We start from the raw sequence: 20,467 nt of genomic DNA on the forward strand, positions 1-20,467 counted from the left end.
GGGCAGCGGCCATTGCGCGCCCGGAAACTCCTCCCCAGACCTGGGGCCACCTCAAGTGCGGCTCCGTGGTCTTGTTCTTATTGCAGGTGACGCTAGCACAAACCGCAAAGCTGTCGAGTGAAAAATGACACATTGAAGTCACAATTCGCTCCCGGACGTGCGCTTGTGTTCCAATACCGTTTGCTTAAAAGAGCGCGAGTTCAATCGCCGGGGATTCCGATGCGCCTTTCCCAATATTTCATGCCCATTCTCAGAGATGACCCTAAGGAAGCCGAGATCATCTCGCACAAGTTGATGTTACGTACGGGCATGATACGTCAGGAGGCAGCGGGCAGCTATTCGTGGCTGCCAATGGGCTATCGCGTTCTCCGCAAGATCGAGAAAATCGTGCGCGAGGAGCAGGACCGTTCCGGCGCCATCGAAGTGCTGATGCCGACCATCCAGCCCGCCGACCTGTGGCGCAAGTCCGGCCGCTATGATGCCTATGGCAAGGAAATGCTGCGCATTAAGGACCGCCATGACCGCGACATGCTCTATGGTCCCACCAACGAGGAAATGATCACTGACATTTTCCGCCAGGGCGTGCAGAGCTACAAGGACATGCCGCGCAATCTCTATCACATCCAGTGGAAGTTCCGCGACGAGGTGCGCCCGCGCTTCGGCGTGATGCGCGGACGCGAATTCCTGATGAAGGATGCCTACAGCTTCGACGTGTCGCGCGAGGCGGGGCAGCATGCCTACAACAAGATGTTCGTGGCCTATCTCCGCACCTTCGCGCGCATGGGTTTGAAAGCCGTGCCGATGCGCGCCGAGACAGGCCCCATCGGCGGCGATGACAGCCACGAATTCCTTGTGCTGGCGGAGACCGGCGAGAGCGGCGTGTTCTTCGACCGCGCCTTCCTCGACATGGACTGGTCGGCCTTCGACATCGACTATGATGACGTGGCGGCGGTGGCGAAGGTGGTTGACACTTTCACGTCGAAATATGCGGCAACAGACGAAAAGCACGATGCGGCGGAATTCGAGAAGCGCGTGCCGGACGCGGCACGGGTGAGCGGGCGCGGCATTGAAGTTGGGCACATCTTCTTCTTCGGCACAAAATATTCAGCGCCCCTCGGCTGCGAGGTTCAGGGCGCGGATGGCAAGAAAGTGCTGGTACAGTCGGGATCCTATGGCATCGGCGTGTCGCGCCTCGTGGGCGGAATCATCGAGGCGAGCCATGACGATGCCGGCATCATCTGGCCCGAGCCCGTGGCGCCCTTCAAGGTGGGTCTCATCAATCTCAAGGCGGGCGATCCAGAGACGGAAGCGGCCTGCGTTCACATCTACAAGGCGCTGGAGGCGAAGGGCGTTGAGGTTCTCTATGATGACCGCGACGACCGGCCGGGCGCTAAATTTGCTGTCATGGATTTGATCGGCCTGCCGTGGCAGGTGATCATCGGCCCGCGCGGCCTGAAGGACGGCATCGCGGAGGTGAAGAACCGCAAAACCGGCGCGCGTGAAAACGTGGCGCTGGACCAGATCGTGGCGCGGTTCTCCGCGTGAAACGGCTCGCGTCATATTTTCCTTCTCCCCCTGCGGGAGAAGGTGGATCGCGCGTCAGCGCGAGACGGATGAGGGGTCGCGCCGAACTCAACCACCCCCTCATCCGGCGCTTCGCGCCACCTTCCCCCGCGAGGGGGGAAGGGGAAGATTGAAATGACTCCCGCCCTCCCAGACACCAAACCCTTCGCGCCATTTGAATGGATGTTGGCGGCGCGTTATCTCCGTGCACGGAGGAAAGAGGGATTCATCTCCGTGATCTCGCTATTCTCCTTCCTCGGCATCATGCTGGGCGTCGCTACATTGATCGTGGTGATGGCGGTGCTGAACGGCTTTCGCGGCGAGCTGCTGGACAAGATTCTGGGCTTTCAGGGCCACGTCACCATTTTCCGCTCGGATGCCGGGCCGATCGATCCTTATGAAGACATCGAGGCGCGGCTGAAGAAAATTCCCGGCGTCAAGCGCGTGGCGGGGCTGGTGGAAGGGCAGGCGCTGGCCTCCTCGCAGAAAAGCAGCACCGGCGTCCTGATCCGCGGCATTTCGGATGAGGATTTCGCCAGCCTGCCCAGCGTGAACAATGTGGACCTTCACACCGCCATCCAGGTGCCAGGTACGCCCGACGCCACGCCATCGCTGATCGGTTTCGGCAAATCCGGCGGCATCGCTGTGGGAGAGCGCATGGCATGGCAGCACCAGCTCGGGCTCGGCAGCACTCTCACGCTGATTTCGCCCAACGGGCCCGACACCGTGGTGGGCAACACGCCGCTGATCCGCGACTACAAGGTGGTGGCGATCTTCAAGGTCGGCATGTCGGATTATGACGCCAATGTCGCCTATCTGCCTTTGGGCGAGGCGCAGGACTTTTTCGACACCGGTTCCGGCGTCTCGATGATCGAGATGATGGTGGATGATCCCGACAACATCGAGCAATATCTGCCCTCCATCACCGAGGCCGCTGGCCCCGACATGGTGGTGCAGAGCTGGAAAGACCGCAACGTCGCCTTCTTCAATGCGCTGGCCGTCGAGCGCAACGTGATGTTCCTTGTGCTGACGATGATCATTCTCGTCGCCGCCCTCAACATCATTTCCGGTCTCATCATGCTGGTGAAGGACAAGGGGCGCGACATCGCCATCCTGCGCACCATGGGCGCCACGCGCGGCACCATCCAGCGCGTGTTCTTTCTCACGGGTGCCGCCATTGGCACGGCGGGAACTTTTGCCGGATTTCTGCTTGGCCTTGTGATCTGCCTGAATGTGGAGCGCATCCGCGAATTCGTGCAGTGGCTGTCGGGCGTCGATCCGTTCAATGCCGAACTCTATTATCTCTCGCGGCTGCCCGCCCGCATGGAGGTGGACCAGACGGCGCTGATCGTCATCATGTCGCTGGCGCTCTCGTTTCTGGCCACGCTCTATCCATCATGGCGCGCCGCCCGGCTCGATCCCGTCGAAGCGCTGAGGTACGAATGACTGAGGTGGGACCGGCGCTGGAATTGCGGGGCCTCGCGCGGAGCTATGCCGAGGGCAAGGGCAGGCTCGACATTTTCCATGACCTGAACCTGTCGGTGAATGCGGGCGAGATCGTTGCCTTGGTCGGGCAATCCGGCTCCGGCAAATCCTCGCTGCTGCATATCGCCGGACTGCTGGAAGCGCCCACCGCTGGGGATGTGTTCATCGCCGGGCAGAATTGCACGGCACTTGATGATGCCGCGCGCACCCGCATCCGCCGCATCGGCATCGGCTTCGTCTATCAGTTCCATCATCTGCTGCCGGAATTCAGCGCCCGCGAAAACGTGATGATGCCGCAACTGATTGCCGGGGAAACGCGCGAAGGTGCCGCCAAACGCGCCGACGAACTGCTGCTGCGCATGGGGCTCGGGCCCCGCGCCGATCACCGCCCGGCGGAACTTTCCGGCGGCGAGCAGCAGCGTGTCGCCATTGCCCGCGCCATTGCCAATCGTCCGCTGTTGCTGATCGCCGATGAACCCACCGGCAATCTCGATCCGGCCACAGCCGAACACGTGCATCAGGAACTGCTGCGCCTCATCCACGAGGAAGGGCTCGGCGCGCTGGTGGCAACGCATAATCACGATCTGGCGTCGGGCATGAGCCGGGTGGCCAGGCTCGAGCAGGGCCGGATTATCGAGGACTGACATGAAAGCTGTGTTTTCCGCTTTGCAGCTTGGCCATGCGCCCGAACGGTTTTTATCCGGCGGCACCATCGTGCCCTATCCGGAATCGCCTGCCCGGGCTCGGGCGCTTCTCGAAGGTGCCCGGCAGGCGGGTGCTGAGATTTGCGCGGCAAAACGCTTCGATGATTCGATTTACCGCACCATTCACGTCAAAGGCTATGTGGACTTCCTGCGCTCGGCCTTTGGCCGCTGGCAGGAGGTGAAGGGCGCTGGCCCCGAACTGATGCCCAGCCTCAGGCCCACCTTTCCGCCGCTGATCCAGAATGATTATGTGTTGGCGCAGGCGGGGCGCTTTCTCATGGATTTCTCCTGCGCCATTACCGCGAAGACATGGGGCTCCGCCGAAGCCTCGGCCATGACGGCGGTCACGGCGGCGGATATGGTGCTGAAAGGCGCGCCGCATGCCTATGCGCTGTGCCGCCCGCCGGGGCACCATGCCTATGGCAACCGCGCGGCGGGCTTCTGTTATCTCAACAACAGCGCGCTGGCCGCCCAGCACCTGCGCTCTGCCCATGAACGCGTGGCGATCCTCGATGTGGATGTTCACCACGGCAACGGCACGCAGGCGATCTTCTATCGCCGCTCCGACGTGATGACGGTTTCGATCCATGCCGATCCCGCTACCTATTATCCTTTCTATTGGGGTGCCGAGGCGGAGCAGGGCGAAGGCGAGGGCCATGGCTACAATCTGAACCTGCCGCTGCCGCAAGGTTCTGGCGATGATGCGTGGCTGGCGGCGCTGGACCGGGCGCTGGAAGCCATCCACGCCTTCAGTCCCACTGTGCTGGTTCTGGCGCTGGGCCTCGATGCCCATGAGGCCGATCCCTTGAAGGGCGGGGCAGTGACGCAAGGCGGCTTTGCGAAAATCGCCGCCGCCATCGCCGGGCTGTCGCTCCCGACCGTGATCGTGCAGGAAGGTGGCTATCTTACCGAGCATCTGCCGAATAATCTCGCCATGTTCCTCACGTCGTTTGAAGGAGCCCATGCAATTTCCGAACGTGTAAAAGGGAACACATAATCCTTTCACGCGTTAGGCCATCACCCGTTTCAACCCCGCCCGAGGAGACGCTGATGGCCCACACCTTCATTCCCGATATCGACAGCAATGTGCGCAAGTCCATGATTGCGCTGCTGAATCACCGCCTTGCGGATGCGCTTGATCTCAAGCTGGCGGTGAAGCAGGCGCACTGGAACATCAAGGGCAAGACCTTCATCGCGCTGCATCTTCTGCTGGATGACGTGGCGGGCCGCGTGGACGAAAATGCCGACACCATGGCCGAGCGCATCGTGCAGATCGGCGGCACCGCCAAGGGCACGTCCCAGGCCGTCGCCAAGGCCACCAGCCTTCCCGCCTATCCGCTCGACATCACGGCCCAGGACGATCATGTGACGGCGCTGTGCGAGCGCATGTTCTCCTTTGGCAATGCCTGCCGGAAGGACATTGAGGAAGCCGACAAGGCTGGCGATGCCGATACGGCGGACATCCTCACCCAGGTGTCGCGCGCCATCGACAAGGACATATGGTTCCTGCGCTCTCACCTCGAATAGGTTTTGCACAAGCGAAGCGATGAAGGTGTGCTGATCCGGGGCTTGCGCTAGACTGAGCGCATGGCCGCCGAGTCCCTCACCTTCATCCACCTGCGTAACCATTCCGCCTATTCCCTGTCGGAAGGGGCGCTGCCCATCAAGCAACTCGCCGCCCTGGCGAAAGATGCGAAAATGCCGGCGGTGGCGATCACCGACACCGGCAACCTGTTCGGCGCGCTGGAGTTTTCCGAAGCCGCGTCCGAGAAGGGCATCCAGCCGATCATCGGCTGCACCCTGAAGGTGGACTTGCAGCCGCCCTCCGCCGACCCTCTCAACCGGCCACAGACGGGCCTCAGGCGGCTTCCGTCGCTCGCCTTCCTCGCCAAGGATGAGGAGGGCTATGCCAATCTGATGAAGCTCTCCAGCCACGCCTATCTCGACACGGGCAATGGCGCGGAGGCGCATGTGCCGCTGGCGCTGCTGCAAGCCCATGGCGCCGGGCTGATCTGCCTCACTGGCGGCGCGGCGGGGCCCGTGAACGATGCATTGGTGAGCGGCCAGACGCCGCTCGCCCGCGCCCATGTCGAAATGCTCAAAGCCATTTACGGAGACCGCCTCTATATCGAGTTGCAGCGCCACGGGCTTGAGGCCGAACGCCTGGCCGAGCAGGGGCTGATCGACCTTGCCTATGGCCTAGATGTGCCGCTGGTCGCCACCAATGAATGCTATTTTCCGAGGGCTGAGGATTTCGCCGCCCATGATGCGCTGATCTGCATCGCCGAGGGCGAGGTGATCTCCACCGATGACCGGCGGCGGCTGACGCCCGAACATTTCTTCAAGCCGCAAGCTGCGATGGCAGCGCTGTTCGCCGATATTCCCGAGGCAATCGAGAACACCATCGAGATTGCCAGGCGCTGCGCGTTCCGTGTGAACTCCCGAAAGCCCATTCTGCCGCGTTTTGGCGATGGCGATGAGGCGGAGCAACTCCGCACCGAAGCGCGCGCGGGTCTGGAGAAGCGGCTGGCTGTCACAGGCCTCGCACCCGGTTATACGCGCCAGGATTATGACGAGCGGCTGGAGTTCGAGCTCGGCGTCATCGTGAAGATGAAATATCCCGGCTATTTTCTGATCGTCGCCGATTTCATCAAATGGGCCAAGGCGCAGGGTATTCCCGTTGGGCCGGGGCGCGGCTCGGGCGCGGGGTCGCTGGTCGCCTATTCTCTCACTATTACCGATCTCGATCCGCTGCGTTTCAAGCTGCTGTTCGAGCGCTTCCTCAATCCTGACCGCGTGTCGATGCCCGACTTCGACGTGGATTTCTGCCAGGATCGCCGCGACGAGGTAATTACCTACGTGCAGCAGCGCTATGGCAAGGACCGTGTGGCGCAGATCATCACCTTCGGCAAGCTGCAGGCCCGCATGGTGACGCGTGACGTGGGCCGCGTGCTTCAGATGCCATACACGCAAGTGGACCGGCTCTCGAAGATGATCCCCAACAACCCGGCCCATCCGGTTTCCCTGCAGCAGGCTTTGCAGGACGAGCCGCGCCTTGCGGAGGAGCGCGAACGCGATCCCACGGTGCGCACCCTGTTCGAGATCGCCCTGAAGCTCGAAGGGCTTTACCGCAACGCCTCCACCCATGCGGCGGGCATCGTCATCGGCGACCGGCCGCTGGAAGAGCTGGTGCCGCTTTACCGCGACCCGCGCTCCGATATTCCCGCCACCCAGTTCAACATGAAATATGTCGAGAAGGCCGGGCTGGTGAAGTTCGACTTCCTCGGCCTCAAGACACTGACGGTGATCGACAAGGCGCAGAAGCTCATCCGACTGCGCGAGCCTGCTTTCGACGCCAGCGCCATCCCGCTTGACGACAAGCCCACCTACGACATGCTGGCGCAGGGCGACACGGTGGGCGTGTTCCAGCTCGAAAGTGCTGGCATGCGCGATGCCGTGCGCCAGATGCACGCCGACCGCTTCGAGGATCTGATCGCGCTGGTGGCGCTTTACCGCCCAGGCCCCATGGCCAATATTCCCTCCTACTGCAACCGCAAGCTCGGCAAAGAAAGGGTGGAATATCTGCATCCCATCCTTGAGCCGATCCTCAAGGAAACCTTCGGCATCATCACCTATCAGGAGCAGGTGCAGCAGGCGGCCAAGGACATGGCTGGATACACGCTGGCAGAAGCCGATCTCCTGCGCCGCGCCATGGGCAAAAAGATCAAGGCCGAGATGGATGCACAGCGCGAGCGCTTCATCGAGGGCGCGGTGAAGAACAGCATCGCCCGCGACATCGCCATCGCCACCTTCGATGCCTGCGCGAAGTTCGCCGAATACGGCTTCAACAAATCCCACTCGGCGCCTTACGCCTATATTTCCTACCAGACGGCCTTTCTCAAGGCGAACTATCCGGTGGAATTCATCGCCGCCTCGATGACGCTCGATATGGGCAACACCGACAAGCTGATGGTCTTCCGGCAGGAGGCGCAGCGGCTGGGCGTCAGGATCATCCCGCCGTCGATCAATGAGAGCGGCGTTGATTTCGCGGTGAAGAATGGCGCTGTCGTCTATTCCCTCGCGGCGCTGAGGAATGTCGGCGCGGGCGCCATCCAGCATTTGGTCGATGTGCGGGAGGAGGGCGGGCCCTTCACCTCCATCGGCCAGTTCGCGCGCCGTGTCGATGCGCGCATGCTGAACAAGCGGGCGCTGGAAAGCCTCGTCAAGGCGGGTGCGTTCGACACGCTCAACGCCAACCGCGCGCAGCTGCTGGACGCCGTTGAATCCATTCTCGCGCTCGCCAACCGCACCTCATCGGAAGCCGCCGCCGGCCAGAATGATCTCTTCGGCGGCACGCAAGGGGCGGGCGATGATCTCGTGCTGCCGCGCCGCGACAACTGGCTGCCGATGGACCGGCTGGCACAGGAGCTGGAAGCGGTGGGCTTCTATCTCTCCGGCCATCCGCTTGATGACTACATGAAGCCGCTCGCCAAGCTGGGCGTCGACACCTATGCCGCCTTCCGCGAGAAGGCGCTGAGCAAAGGCGCCACCGCCGCCAAGCTCGCCGGCACCATCACCCACAAGCAGGAGCGGCGCTCCAAGTCCGGCAACAAGTTTGCCTTCGTGGGCTTCTCCGATCCCACCGGGCAGTTCGAGGCGATCTGCTTTTCCGACACGCTGGCCGCATCGCGCGATCTGCTGGAGCCGGGCAAGGCCGTGCTGGCCCGCGTCGAAGCCGATGTCGAGGGCGAGGAGGTGAAGCTCAGACTTCAGGGTGTCGAGATTCTGGACAAGGCCACCGCCACCATGGTGAGCGGCATCACCATCTTCGTGCGCGATGCGAAGCCCCTCGACTCGATCGCCCAGCGCCTCACCAACGGCGGCCGCTCGCCGGTGCGGCTGGTGTTCATGATGGACAAGAACCGCGAGGTGGAACTGGCGCTCGGCAACAAATTCACCGTCACCCCCCAGATCAAGGGCGCCATCAAGGCCATCCACGGCGTGGTGGATGTGCAGGATTTGTAATGCTTCAGACGGTTTGGCAGGGCTTCCGCCTCACCGCCGCCAACTGGCGCATTCTGTTCCGCTGCCTGTGGCCAATCGTAATTCCGATTATTCTGTTTGCGGCATTTGTTCTCGTGATCAAATACGGTTTCGGATTGGACGCGGCGGCGATAAAGCAGCCCAACTGGAGTGCCGCTCTGCGCATTGGTTTGTTAGTCGTGCTGATCTGGGTGTATTTTGCTTTGGCCAACGGTGCTGTGCTTTGGCACCGTTTCCTTGTTCTGAAGGAATTGCCGCCTCGCGCCCGGATAGCGCCGGTGAGAGGTGTCTGGCGCTACGCCGCGTTGCTGTTACTGTATTATATCATCGTCGGAATATTCGGAACATCGTGGCAATACGCTCTGGTCGCCAATCTGATCGTGTTTCTCCTCGCACGGAACTGGCTGCTTCTTTTCCCTCACGCGGGAGTCGGACGGTCAATCAAAAGTTACCGGCAGGTGCAGGCGGATTATCAACGCAATGCGAAGCTCGCGATCATGGTTTTTCTCAGCGGTGCGTTGGTGCCCTACGCCCTATTGGGGGTGCTTGATCTTTATGAACCACATGCAAGGCTGCAATATCTTGTGAGCATTGCCATAGGCGCGGTGGTCCTGGCTGTTCAGTTGTTTTGCCAATTCTCGGCGCTGACGATCCTGTCCGTGATCTACGAGGCCGTGGCGCCGGGAGAGGAAGGGGTCGGAAAAAGGTCAGCCATGCGGACCTGATTTGCCATATCGGCGTTATCCGGGTTACTCTGACCTGAATCAGGGGCAAGATTGTTGCCTCAGCGGAAAGAAAGGTTGACATGACGCCATTTGCGATTGCGGGCATCCAGATGTATCTGGGCCACGGCTCGAACATCGATGCCATGCGGCAGCGTATCGACCTCACCATGCATCTCTATCCGTGGGTGCAGATGGTCATGTTCTCCGAACTGGCCGTGCATGGCCCGGTGCTGCATCATGCGCAGCCGCTGCCGGGGCCGGCGGAGGAAGAATTCCTCACCATCGCCCGCCATCACGGCATCTGGCTCGTCAACGGCTCGATGTATGAGCGCCGCGAGGGGGCGCTCTACAACACCACCTCGATCATCAATCCGCAAGGCGAGGTCGTGGGGCGCTATCGCAAGATGTTCCCCTTCACGCCGCTGGAGCAGGGCGTGCAGCCTGGCAACGAGTTCTTCGTGTGGGACATTGAGGGCGTGGGCCGCTTCGGCATCCTCAACTGCTATGACATCTGGTTCCCGGAAACCGCCCGCACCCTCTCGGCCATGGGCGCGGAGGTGATCCTCCATCCGGTGATGACCCACACCATCGACCGCGACATTGATCTCGCCGTCTCCCACGCCACATCTGCCACCATGCAGGCCTATGTCTTCGACATCAACGGGCTGGGCGCGGGCGGCAACGGGCAATCCGCCGTGTTCGATCCCAATGGCCGCAAGCTCCACCAGGCCGATGCGACGGAGCAGATCATCCCCATCGAGATCGACCTCGAGCAGGTGCGCCGTTCGCGTGAGCGCGGCATCAGGGGGCTGGGGCAGATGGCCAAGAGCTTCCGCGACCGCCCGGCGGAATTCCCCGTCTATCAGAAGGGCTTCGACACCAGCTATCTCGACGGCCTGGGGCCGGTGGCCACGCCCCGCCGCGTGGATGAGCCCGCTCCCAAAAACGTCAGCACGTTGCCGGTCCGCCGCAGCTTCGTGGCAAAATAAAAAAAATTCCTGTCACCCCGGCGGAAGCCGGGGCCCATCGTTCAACCGGCCGTTCGCGCGCAAGTCTGGTTTCCGGCCTGCGCCGGAATGACAGGTAGGGGTGAGGTTACTTGCAGGCCTTGGCGACGATTTTCGTAGCGCCCTGAACGGTCTGGTGGCTGTTCTGAACGCTGGCGCGCGAGTCCGGCGTATTCTTGAGGCATTGCGGATTGTTCTGCAGCCAGGCATCCACGCGCTCGGCGGAAAACAGGAGCGCCTTGGCGGCGGCACAGGGATTATCTTTCTTCGCCTTGTCGAAGCGCACCGCCGCCACCCTGTATTGCCCGAAGCGGCTGTTGAGATCGTCAAGGCTGGCCTGTGTGCAGGCGGCTGAAAACGCCGGGCCTGCCAGCGTGAAAAACAAAGCGGATGCAGAAAGAGCGCGAATGAAGAACATGGATGTTTCCCCTGTGATGTGCGTGATGGCTGGGGAAACCGCTCCGCCTGCGCGGAGGTCCTTGGGCTTCTGACATTATGCAAGCTCAAGGCGGGGCGTGCAATACATCCGCCGATGTATCGGCTCTATCGGCACACGCGATTGAGGTCGCGTGCGGCGCTCTGCACATCCCTGTGAAGGGTGCGCAGTTCCGCCCGGTCCCGCGCGGATAGATTGCCGCAATATTTGTGAGCTTGAATCCAATAATCAGCGCGTTTGATCACACTCATGTATTGGCGGCCGGCGGAACAGAAATTCTTGATCTTGGCATTGCGAAACCGGTAATCCGCCGCGTTGATCTGCGATATGAGTTGCGACGCTTCACGATAGTCTTTCATCGTGCATTTCGATGCCGCTTGCACCGATGTGCTTGTCACTGCCGCGATGAGCGCCGCTGCCAGAATTGATTTGATTGCCATGTGCCGTCCTCTGTCCCATGTGCGAGGCTAGCGGCGATGCGGCTCACAGGCAAGTTTTACAAAACAAAACGGGCGAAGGTGATGCCTTCGCCCGCTTCCGCGCGCCGGGATTTATTCAGGGCTTACGAACACCCGCTCGTCGAGCCGCAGGTATCACACTTTAAACAGGTGCCGTTCCGCACCATGGTGAAGTTGCCGCATTCCGAGCAGCTTTCGCCCTCATAGCCTTTCATGCGGGCTTCGGCGCGGCGGTCCACGGTGAGGACGGCGGCCACATCCACCTGCAATGCCGGGGCGGGCGCGGGGCTCACCGCCACCGCAAGCGCCCCCACCGATTCCGCGGCGCGCATTTGCAGCGCGTGGGCGGGCGAGGTGCCGCCCTGCGGCAGCACCACGACATTTGTCGTGGAAAGGCTCTGGCTCCGCACGAAGCCCGAGGAGAGGATGCGCGCGGCGGGAAGGCGCGGCGGCTCCTGCTCGGCGCCAACGCCCTTGCCCAGCGCGTCGAAGCCGATCTCCGCAGGCTCGACATGCGCGAGGTCGTGGCGGCCAAGGTAGGAGACGGCCAGTTCGCGGAACACATAGTCGAGGATCGACGTGGCGTTCTTGATCGAGTCATTGCCCTGCACCATGCCCGCCGGCTCGAACTTGGTGAAGGTGAAGGCGTCCACATATTCCTCCAGCGGCACGCCATATTGCAGGCCCACCGACACGGCGATGGCGAAGTTGTTCATCATGGCGCGGAGGGCGGCACCCTCCTTGTGCATGTCGATGAAGATTTCGCCCAGCTTGCCGTCGTCATATTCGCCGGTGCGGAGATAGACCTTGTGGCCGCCCACCACCGCTTTCTGCGTATAGCCTTTGCGGCGGCCCGGCAGCTTGTCGCGGCCGCGCGCCACCTCGACGATCTTCTCGACGAAGGTTTCGATCTTCTGCACCTGCGGCTTGGCGAGCAGCGCCTCGACCGCATCCTCGGCGTCATCCGCCTCATCGGCGATCAGCTGCGAGGAGAGCGGCTGCGACAGCTTGGAGCCGTCGCGGTAGAGCGCGTTGGCCTTGATGCCGAGTTTCCACGACAGCATGTAGGCGGCGTTGCAATCCTCAACCGAGGCGTCGTTCGGCATGTTGATGGTCTTGGAGATGGCGCCCGAAATGAAGGGCTGGGACGCCGCCATCATGCGGATGTGGCTTTCCACCGACAGGAAGCGCTTGCCGATGCGGCCGCAGGGGTTGGCGCAGTCGAACACCGGCAGATGCTCGTCCTTGAGGCCGGGTGCGCCTTCCAGCGTCATCGCGCCACAGACATGGATGTTCGCCTTGTCGATGTCGGCCTTCGAGAAGCCCAGATGGGCCAGCAGGTCGAAGCCGAAATCATTGAGCTGCGCATCGGTGAGGCCCAGCGTGGCCTTGCAGAATTCCTCGCCCAGCGTCCATTTGTTGAACACGAACTTGATGTCGAAGGCCGAGGCGAGGCCTGCCTCGATCTTCTCGATCTGCTGGTCGCCGAAGCCCTTGGCACGGAGCTGCGCATGGTTCAACGCTGGTGAATCGGCCAGCGAGCCATGGCCCACCGCATAACCGATGATCGCCTCGATCTGCGGCTGGCTGTAGCCCAGCGTGCGCAGCGCTTCCGGCACCGCCTGGTTGATGATCTTGAAATAGCCGCCGCCCGCCAGTTTCTTGAACTTCACCAGCGCGAAATCGGGCTCGATGCCGGTGGTGTCGCAATCCATGACAAGGCCGATGGTGCCGGTGGGGGCCACCACGGTGGCCTGCGCATTGCGATAGCCATGCGCTTCGCCGAGCGACACGGCGAGATCCCACGCCTTGCGGGCGTGGACGATCAGGTCGTGGTCCTTCAGTTCGGTCTCGTCCAGCGGCACGGGGGCAGTGCGCACGGCCTCATAGCCGACCGCTGCGCCAAAGGCGGCGCGGCGGTGATTGCGCATCACCCGCAGCATGTGCTCGCGATTTTTCGCAAAGCCGGGGAAGGGGCCAAGCTCCTTCGCCATTTCAGCCGAGGTCGCATAGGAAATGCCGGTCATGATGGCCGAGAGCGCGCCGCAGATGGCGCGGCCTTCATGGCTGTCATAGGGAATGCCGGCCGTCATCAGCAGGCCGCCGATGTTGGCAAACCCTAAGCCCAGCGTGCGGTATTCATAGGAGAGGCGGGCGATTTCCTTCGACGGAAACTGCGCCATCATCACCGAGATTTCCAGCACCACCGTCCATAGCCGCACCGCATGTTCGTAAGCGGCGATATCGAACTTGCCCGTCCCGGCATTGCGGAACTGCAACAGGTTCAGCGAGGCGAGATTGCACGCCGTATCGTCGAGGAACATATATTCAGAGCATGGGTTGGAGGCGCGGATTTCGCCCGACCCCAGGCAGGTGTGCCAGTCGTTGATGGTGGTGTGGAACTGGATGCCGGGATCGGCAGAGGCCCAGGCGGCGTGGCCGATCTTGTCCCACAGCTCGCGCGCCTTCAGCGTCTTCACCGGCTTGCCGGAAAGGCGTGAAATGAGGTTCCACTCGCCGTTGGTTTCAACCGTGCGCAGGAAGTCGTCGGTCACGCGCACCGAGTTGTTGGAGTTCTGGCCGGAGACGGTGCGATAGGCCTCGCCATCCCAGTCGGTGTCATAGGTGTCGAAGGCGATCTCGGTATAGCCCTGCCTGGCGAACTGGATGACGCGCTTGATGTAATTGTCGGACACCATGGCGCGGCGTGCGTCCTTCACGGCGCGCTTCAAGGCCGGGTTCTTCTCGATCTCGAAGCAATCGCCGCCCGGGCCTTCGCAGTTCACGCAGGCCTTCATGATGGTGGTCAGGTGCTTCTTGACGATCTTGGAACCGGTGACGAGCGCGGCGACCTTCTGCTCCTCGCGCACCTTCCATTCCACATATTCCTCGACATCGGGATGATCGACATCGACCACCACCATCTTGGCGGCGCGGCGCGTGGTGCCGCCCGACTTGATGGCGCCCGCCGCGCGGTCACCGATCTTGAGGAAGCTCATCAGGCCGGAAGACTTGCCGCCGCCCGAGAGCTTCTCGTTCTCGCCGCGAAGGGCCGAGAAGTTGGAGCCGGTGCCCGAGCCATATTTGAACAGGCGGGCTTCCCGCACCCACAGGTCCATGATGCCGCCCTCATTCACGAGGTCATCGGCGACAGACTGGATGAAGCAGGCATGGGGCTGCGGATGCTCATAGGCGGACTTCGACTTGGTGAGCTTGCCCGTCTCGAAATCCACGTAATAGTGGCCCTGGCCGGGGCCATCGATGCCATAGGCCCAGTGCAGGCCGGTATTGAACCACTGCGGCGAATTGGGCGCACATTTCTGCGTGGCCAGCATATAGGCCAGCTCGTCATGGAAGGCGCGGGCGTCTTCCTCGCCGTCGAAATAGCCGCCCTTCCAGCCCCAATAGGTCCAAGTGCCGGCCAGCCGGTCGAACACCTGCTTCGATGATTTCTCGCCCGTCACGCGTGCCTTTTCGGGGAGCGCGGCCAGCGCCTCATCATCGGCAACCGAGCGCCACGGCCACGACGGCATGGAGGTTTCCTCGACGCGCTTCAGCGCCGCCGGAACGCCCGCCTTGCGGAAATATTTCTGCGCCAGAATATCGGTGGCCACCTGGCTCCATGAGGCCGGAACTTCGATGCCTTCGAGGCGGAACACCACGGACCCGTCGGGATTCTTGATTTCGCTCGTCGCCTTGCGGAATTCGATCTCCGCATAAGCATCCTGTCCCTGCTTGGTGAACCGCCGTTCGATCTTCATGGTCTTCTTGCCTCAATCCAAAGTTTTGCCGCTGCAGGGCGCACAAAAACCAATCGCGGGGCCTGCTTCACCCGCGACTGTACTCTCAACGCCACCTGTCCATCGTGCCGGAGCACAAGGGAAATTCGGCTTTTTCTGATCTGGAATTTCCGGAAATCCGGGCCGTCCAGCCCCTCTTTCCTTGCCCCTCAGCCTTGATGACGAAACTATTACGAACCGTTCAGGGCGTCAATGCCTAGTGTGCTAACAAATCCTTACCACAACATCTTGTGTCCACAGAAGGTTGGCCTCTGTGGATAAACTGTAATCCATCCGATTCTCGCCTGAACCTCAAGCCTTTCTGGCAGTTACCCCCGCTATCCCCAGCGCAGGGCTCGAGAGCCCCAAAGGCGGTCAAGTGCCGGAGGCGGCACAGCGCCATTATATTTTTGGTTAACGAGATATTAACGGCGACAGACAGGGCTTGTCCCTTTACGTGTCCTCGCCCTGTGGTTGCGGGTCTGGCGGGCTTTCGGGCACACGAAATCGGCCCCATCACCAGAAGCAGCAGCACCGCCAGCAGCGTGACCCCGGCCAGCATCGCCCAAGCCTCATTGATGGCGAGGGTGACGCTGGCATCCTGTATCGAATCCATGATGGACATGAAGCCCGTGGCATCGTCGGGTGCGGGGATGTCATCGGGGCTCAGGCCCAACAGGGCTGCCGCCTTGGCGGGGTCGGTTTTCAAGAGATCGGTCAGGTCGCTGGCGATATCCGGCCCGCGCGTGAACAGCACCGTGTCGATCAGGGCAATGCCGATGGCCCCGCCCAAATTGCGGCAGAGGTTATAAAGGCCGCTGGCGTCGGCCACCCGGTCCAGCGGCAAAAGCCCCAGCGCGAAGCGGGTGGGCGGCAGGATGCACAGGGCGATGAAGGAGCCCCGCACCACCTGCGGCCAGAACATCTGGTCATAATCGGTGTTCACGGTCTGGCGCGCGCTCATCGCCAGCCCGATGGCAAATCCCGTGAAACCGATGATCGACAAGATGCGGGCCGGGAACTTGCGGTCGATCTGCACCGCGAAGGGAGCGGTGATCAACTGCGCGATGCCTGTCACCAGAATGATCATGCCGATCTCGATCGGCCCGTGCTTGCGCACGAAGGCGAGGAACACCGGCATGAGATAGACCGAGCCGAACAGGCCCATGCCGAGGAAGAAGCTCACGCCGCAGCCGAACGCCAGGTTGCGGTCCTTGAGCAGCGAAAAGTCGACCACGGGGCGCGCGCGCCTGACAGCCAGAAAGCCCGCCACCACGGTGATGGCGAAAAGCCCCAGCACGGTGACGGAAATCCATCCCCGGTTGGGCGCTTCTTTCAGGCCGATCTCGATCGCCGCCAGCGAGACGGCAATGAGCACCAGCGAAATCCAGTCAAGCTGCCGCAGCAGCGCCAGGGCGGGCCGCTGCGGCGTGAGGCAATAGAACGCGATGATCAGCGCGATGGCGCCCGGCAGCACATTGATGAGAAACAGCCAGTGCCAGGAAAAATGCTCGGTGATAAACCCGCCGGTGATCGGCCCCAGGGCAGGGGCCAGCACGGCCAGCACGCCGCCCAGTGTCGTTGCCGCCGTCTGCTGGAAACCCCGCTGGAACAGCAGGAAGATGGCGGAGAAGACGAGCGGGATCAGCACGCCGCCCGCCATGCCCTGAAACACGCGGAAGGTGATGAGGCTGGCAAAGCCCTGGCTGGCGGCACACCCGGCTGAGGCCAGCGTGAACGCCGCAATCGCTCCCATGAACAGCCAGCGCAGGCTGAAGATCCGCGTCAGCAGGCCGGTCAGCGGAATGGCGATCACTTCGGCGATCAGATAGGCCGTCTGCACCCAGCTCATCCGGTCGGCGCCGATTTCAAGCGCCTCCTCGATCACCGGCAGCGAGGTGACGACGATCTGAATGTCGAGAATGGCCATGAACATGCCGAGGCACATGGCGGCAAACCCGAACCACAGGCGGAAGGGCGATGCGTTCGGCAGGGCTTCGGCGGGAATCATTTATACGACTATGGAGGCCGCGGTCGTCATCTCCAAGCCTGCCATGGCATCGACATGTTTCTTATCCCATTTATGCCCATGATTTTGTTCAACCCTGCGCGGGCGGCATGCTATGCGGAGGGGCGTTAACGTTCCCGCAGAGGCACATGGGATAGGCATGACGGCCCCGCGCACAGCAACCGGACCACAGTCGCGCTGATGGAATATATCAAGCCGTATCTCGATTATTTCTCAGCACACCCGGATTGGGCCATCGCCATCATTTTCCTGATCGCGTTCGGCGAGGCGTTGCTGATCATCGGCCTGTTCGTGCCGTCAACCGCGGTTCTCGTGGGAGCGGGCATTCTGGTGGGAACCGGCCACCTGCCGTTCTGGCCGGTGCTGATCGCCACCACCATCGGTGCCATCGCGGGCGATCAGGTTTCATTCTGGGCGGGCCGCCTGTTTGGCGAACGGCTCAAGACCATGTGGCCGCTCAACCGCTACCCGCAACTCGTCGCCAAGGGCGAGGAATATGTGCGCTCGCATGGCGGCAAGAGCATCGCGCTCGGGCGTTTTGTTCCGGGCGTGAAGGCCGTGGTGCCGGGCATCGTCGGCATGTTCGGCATGAGCGAACTGTTTTTCCTGAGCGTCAATGTGGTGTCGGGCACCATCTGGGCGGCCGCCCATGTGTTGCCGGGCATCCTGATCGGGCAGGGCCTCGCCTTCGCGGAGGAACTGAGCGGGCGGCTCGTCGTGGTGCTGCTCATCCTGCTGCTGATTGCCGCCGTGGCCGGCTATCTCATCCGCATGGCGGCAACGCTGCTCTCGCCCTACATGGCGCATGCGCTGGCGCGGATTTCCGTCTGGGCGAGAAGCCATAACAGCCACGTCATGCGACGCTTCGGGCGGGCCATCTCGCCCAGCAATCCGCGCTCCGTGTCGATCGTCCTGTTCGTCGCCATTTTCGTCGCCTGCATGATCGCGCTCATCGAGGTGCTGCTCGGCCAGGTGCGCGCCACGGCCGTCTCCAACGCCGATGTGTCGGTCTTCAATCTCATGCACGAGATGCGGAACGCGCCAGCTGACGAGCTGATGATCATGGTCACCATGCTGGGCGATGCGGTGGTGATGATCCCCGTGGCGCTGGCCATGATTTTCTGGCTGCTGTGGCGGAAATCATATCGCGCCGCCGCCGCCGTGCTGGTTACCATTCTGGTTGGCATGCTGTCGGTGCCCATCATCAAGCATCTGGTGGCGAGGCCAAGGCCTGAAGGGCTTTTCCTCGGAAGCTCGGAAAGTTTCAGCTTCCCGTCGAGCCATGCCGTGTTGGCCGCCTTGGTGCTGGGCGTGCTGGCGGTGCTGGTCAGCCATTCCATGGGGCGGTGGAGCCGCTCGCTTGCCTATGCCACGGCGGGCGCGCTGGCGGTGGTGATCGCCTTTTCGCGCGTCTATCTGGGCGCTCATTGGCTTTCGGATGTGGTGGCGGGGCTGCTGTTCGGCACGGTGATGACTGCCGCCTTCGCGGTGGTGATCGAAACCATCCCGCCCCGCCGCATCCGGCCACTGGGCCTTCTGGCGGTGAGCCTCATCACCTTCGCCGTGGTGGGCGCGCTGAACATCCGCTTGAACTATGATCGCCAGGAAGATTTCTACGTGCCGGCGCTGAAGGTGCAGCGGTCGCGTATCATCGAGTGGGAACAGCAGGGCTGGAAGGCGCTGCCCGCCCGCCGCATCGATCTGGTGGGCAAGGTGGGCGAGACCTTTATCGTGCAATATGCCGGAAGCCTTGATGCCTTGAGACTGGCGCTGGCACCGCATGGCTGGACGGAAACGCCGAAATGGACGTGGAAGGCTGCCATTCCCTATCTCAATCCCAATGCCACGCTGGCCGACCTCACGCCGCGCCCCACGCTGCATGAGGGCCTGAAAGCAAAGCTGACGCTGGTTCATCCCATTGGCCCCGAAGAACGCGAGGTGCTGCGCGTCTACAAGACAGGTTACACCATCGCCATGCGCGACCGGGTGGAGCCGCTCTACATGGTCAGCCTCACGCGCGAGCTTCTGCGCCACGGCATGAACCTCTATGCCATCCCGCGACTCGCGGTGGCGCGGGTGGCCGAGCGCCGCGCCTTCCTGAACGTCATCGAGGACTCGAATTACGTTCATTTGCTGACGGAAAACGAGGTGAACAAGCTGAAACAGGCCCTGATGATCGGCGAATTCTGAGGGTGAGGCGCGCATTTGCGCACTCGACAGGAAACGCCCGTTCCGCCATATTCAGCCGCTCATTTCGAGGCCTTTACGGACGATCACATGCAGTTCCTGAAGCAGATGTTCACCTGGTGGAATGGTCAGACGCTGAACACCCGATTCTACACCTGGCGCAAGGGCGAGCGGGTGGGATCAGACGAGTTCGGCAATGTCTATTACCGCGCACCTTCAGCGCTTCCCGCGTCGATCCCCGAGCGCCGCTGGGTGATTTACAATGGCTATTCCGAAGCCTCGATGATCCCGCCGGGCTGGCATGGCTGGATGCATCACCGCACTGATTCGCCGCCGGGGCCCTACACGCCGCGCGAGTGGCAGAAGCCGCACCTCCCCAACGAGACGGGGACGGCCAATGCCTACCGCCCGCCGGCCTCAATTCTCGCCACCGGCAAGGCCGTAAACACGCCTGACTATCAGGCGTGGAAGCCGGAATAGATCGCCACATTTCGGCTGGGGTTCGCGCCTAGGACTCCGGCCATGGCCGCAGCGCTGCGGCATCGGAGTTGTGCATGAAGAATGCAACGGTTGAAACGCTCATCGGCGCGCTGGTCATCGCGGTCGCGGCGGGCTTTTTCCTTTATGCCTATCAGTTCTCGGGCAAGAGCCAGGCGGGCGGCGGCATGCATTACGTGGCCGAGTTCGATAATGCCGAAGGCATTGCCGTGGGCACCGATGTGCGCATGGCCGGCGTCAAGATCGGCACGGTGACCGACCAGCGGCTCGATCCGGCGAACTTCCAGGCCCGCATCACTATGCAGGTCGACAAAGCGATTTCCCTGACCGACGATGTCACCGCCAAGGTAACGGCTGAAGGCCTCCTCGGCGCCAAATATATTTCGCTGGAGCAGGGCGGGTCTGAAACCAAGCTCGCCGACAATGGCGTCATTCAATACACCCAAGGCGCAGTCGATATGTGGAGCCTCATCAGCCAGGCGATGTTCGATAAGTCGGGCAGCAAGGACAACAAGGGTGGCAGCGGCGACAGCGGCAGCCAGCAGAACTGACA

General features: G+C 62.1%; 15 protein-coding genes. 11 read left to right on the forward strand and 4 right to left on the reverse strand.

The window, feature by feature from the left end:
• The first annotated feature begins 219 nt into the window (after positions 1 to 219).
• The 8 genes from proS (at position 220) to QM694_RS02740 (ending at position 10,509) form a co-directional block, all read left to right on the forward strand.
• On the forward strand, positions 220 to 1,545 hold the full coding sequence (gene proS, locus QM694_RS02705) for a proline--tRNA ligase (RefSeq protein ID WP_415005408.1): 1,326 nt from the start codon (positions 220 to 222) through the stop codon (positions 1,543 to 1,545).
• Between the two features lie 153 nt (positions 1,546 to 1,698).
• A complete protein-coding gene (locus tag QM694_RS02710; protein WP_415005409.1) occupies positions 1,699 to 3,009 on the forward strand; it encodes a lipoprotein-releasing ABC transporter permease subunit in 1,311 nt (436 codons plus the stop codon).
• The gene (locus QM694_RS02715; protein WP_415005410.1) at positions 3,006 to 3,692 is read left to right on the forward strand and encodes an ABC transporter ATP-binding protein; all 687 of its coding nucleotides are present in this window, start codon (positions 3,006 to 3,008) and stop codon (positions 3,690 to 3,692) included. Before QM694_RS02710 ends, QM694_RS02715 begins: the two co-directional genes overlap by 4 nt.
• A 1-nt stretch (position 3,693) precedes the next feature.
• The gene (locus QM694_RS02720) at positions 3,694 to 4,749 is read left to right on the forward strand and encodes a histone deacetylase family protein (RefSeq protein ID WP_415005411.1); all 1,056 of its coding nucleotides are present in this window, start codon (positions 3,694 to 3,696) and stop codon (positions 4,747 to 4,749) included.
• Between the two features lie 53 nt (positions 4,750 to 4,802).
• Entirely contained in the window at positions 4,803 to 5,279 is a 477-nt protein-coding gene (gene dps, locus QM694_RS02725; RefSeq protein WP_415005412.1) for a DNA starvation/stationary phase protection protein Dps, read from the forward strand.
• A 60-nt stretch (positions 5,280 to 5,339) separates the two neighbouring features.
• Positions 5,340 to 8,777: a DNA polymerase III subunit alpha gene (gene dnaE, locus QM694_RS02730; protein ID WP_415005413.1), complete on the forward strand. Its 3,438-nt coding sequence runs from the start codon at positions 5,340 to 5,342 to the stop codon at positions 8,775 to 8,777.
• A complete protein-coding gene (locus QM694_RS02735) occupies positions 8,777 to 9,520 on the forward strand; it encodes a hypothetical protein (protein WP_415005414.1) in 744 nt (247 codons plus the stop codon). The genes dnaE and QM694_RS02735 overlap by 1 nt, the downstream gene beginning before the upstream one ends.
• 80 nt (positions 9,521 to 9,600) lie before the next feature.
• Positions 9,601 to 10,509 (forward strand): carbon-nitrogen hydrolase family protein, encoded by a 909-nt coding sequence (locus QM694_RS02740; RefSeq protein ID WP_415005415.1) that lies wholly within the window; start codon positions 9,601 to 9,603, stop codon positions 10,507 to 10,509.
• Between the two features lie 106 nt (positions 10,510 to 10,615).
• On the opposite strand, the gene QM694_RS02745 is transcribed toward QM694_RS02740, so the two are convergent.
• From QM694_RS02745 to QM694_RS02760, 4 genes are all read right to left on the reverse strand, one after another.
• Entirely contained in the window at positions 10,616 to 10,945 is a 330-nt protein-coding gene (locus QM694_RS02745) for a hypothetical protein (RefSeq protein WP_415005416.1), read from the reverse strand.
• 125 nt (positions 10,946 to 11,070) lie between these two features.
• Positions 11,071 to 11,403 (reverse strand): hypothetical protein, encoded by a 333-nt coding sequence (locus QM694_RS02750; RefSeq protein ID WP_415005417.1) that lies wholly within the window; start codon positions 11,401 to 11,403, stop codon positions 11,071 to 11,073.
• A 122-nt stretch (positions 11,404 to 11,525) separates the two neighbouring features.
• Positions 11,526 to 15,182, reverse strand: coding sequence for a vitamin B12-dependent ribonucleotide reductase (locus QM694_RS02755; protein WP_415005418.1), 3,657 nt, complete (start codon positions 15,180 to 15,182; stop codon positions 11,526 to 11,528).
• 235 nt (positions 15,183 to 15,417) lie between these two features.
• Positions 15,418 to 17,211, reverse strand: coding sequence for a DHA2 family efflux MFS transporter permease subunit (locus QM694_RS02760; RefSeq protein WP_415005419.1), 1,794 nt, complete (start codon positions 17,209 to 17,211; stop codon positions 15,418 to 15,420).
• A gap of 198 nt (positions 17,212 to 17,409) precedes the next feature.
• On the opposite strand from QM694_RS02760, the gene QM694_RS02765 reads away from it, so the two are divergent.
• The 3 genes from QM694_RS02765 to mlaD all read left to right on the forward strand — a co-directional run bounded on the left by QM694_RS02765 (position 17,410) and on the right by mlaD (position 20,465).
• Positions 17,410 to 19,419, forward strand: coding sequence for a VTT domain-containing protein (locus QM694_RS02765; RefSeq protein ID WP_415005420.1), 2,010 nt, complete (start codon positions 17,410 to 17,412; stop codon positions 19,417 to 19,419).
• An 87-nt stretch (positions 19,420 to 19,506) separates the two neighbouring features.
• Positions 19,507 to 19,896 carry an NADH:ubiquinone oxidoreductase subunit NDUFA12 gene (locus QM694_RS02770; protein WP_415005421.1) on the forward strand — a complete coding sequence of 130 codons (390 nt, stop codon included), beginning with the start codon at positions 19,507 to 19,509 and terminating at the stop codon, positions 19,894 to 19,896.
• A 74-nt stretch (positions 19,897 to 19,970) separates the two neighbouring features.
• The gene (mlaD, locus tag QM694_RS02775; protein ID WP_415005422.1) at positions 19,971 to 20,465 is read left to right on the forward strand and encodes an outer membrane lipid asymmetry maintenance protein MlaD; all 495 of its coding nucleotides are present in this window, start codon (positions 19,971 to 19,973) and stop codon (positions 20,463 to 20,465) included.
• Positions 20,466 to 20,467: the final 2 nt, after the last annotated feature.

Source organism: Aestuariivirga sp., from assembly GCF_047602625.1.
Classification (GTDB): domain Bacteria; phylum Pseudomonadota; class Alphaproteobacteria; order Rhizobiales; family Aestuariivirgaceae; genus Aestuariivirga.

Bases quoted from the DNA above. Each gene is read 5' to 3' on its own strand.
- proS (WP_415005408.1), top strand. From the start codon at position 220: ATGCGCCTTTCCCAATATTTCATGCCCATTCTCAGAGATGACCCTAAG.
- QM694_RS02710 (WP_415005409.1), top strand. From the start codon at position 1,699: ATGACTCCCGCCCTCCCAGACACCAAACCCTTCGCGCCATTTGAATGG.
- QM694_RS02715 (WP_415005410.1), top strand. From the start codon at position 3,006: ATGACTGAGGTGGGACCGGCGCTGGAATTGCGGGGCCTCGCGCGGAGC.
- QM694_RS02720 (WP_415005411.1), top strand. From the start codon at position 3,694: ATGAAAGCTGTGTTTTCCGCTTTGCAGCTTGGCCATGCGCCCGAACGG.
- dps (WP_415005412.1), top strand. From the start codon at position 4,803: ATGGCCCACACCTTCATTCCCGATATCGACAGCAATGTGCGCAAGTCC.
- dnaE (WP_415005413.1), top strand. From the start codon at position 5,340: ATGGCCGCCGAGTCCCTCACCTTCATCCACCTGCGTAACCATTCCGCC.
- QM694_RS02735 (WP_415005414.1), top strand. From the start codon at position 8,777: ATGCTTCAGACGGTTTGGCAGGGCTTCCGCCTCACCGCCGCCAACTGG.
- QM694_RS02740 (WP_415005415.1), top strand. From the start codon at position 9,601: ATGACGCCATTTGCGATTGCGGGCATCCAGATGTATCTGGGCCACGGC.
- QM694_RS02745 (WP_415005416.1), bottom strand. From the start codon at position 10,945: ATGTTCTTCATTCGCGCTCTTTCTGCATCCGCTTTGTTTTTCACGCTG.
- QM694_RS02750 (WP_415005417.1), bottom strand. From the start codon at position 11,403: ATGGCAATCAAATCAATTCTGGCAGCGGCGCTCATCGCGGCAGTGACA.
- QM694_RS02755 (WP_415005418.1), bottom strand. From the start codon at position 15,182: ATGAAGATCGAACGGCGGTTCACCAAGCAGGGACAGGATGCTTATGCG.
- QM694_RS02760 (WP_415005419.1), bottom strand. From the start codon at position 17,211: ATGATTCCCGCCGAAGCCCTGCCGAACGCATCGCCCTTCCGCCTGTGG.
- QM694_RS02765 (WP_415005420.1), top strand. From the start codon at position 17,410: ATGGAATATATCAAGCCGTATCTCGATTATTTCTCAGCACACCCGGAT.
- QM694_RS02770 (WP_415005421.1), top strand. From the start codon at position 19,507: ATGCAGTTCCTGAAGCAGATGTTCACCTGGTGGAATGGTCAGACGCTG.
- mlaD (WP_415005422.1), top strand. From the start codon at position 19,971: ATGAAGAATGCAACGGTTGAAACGCTCATCGGCGCGCTGGTCATCGCG.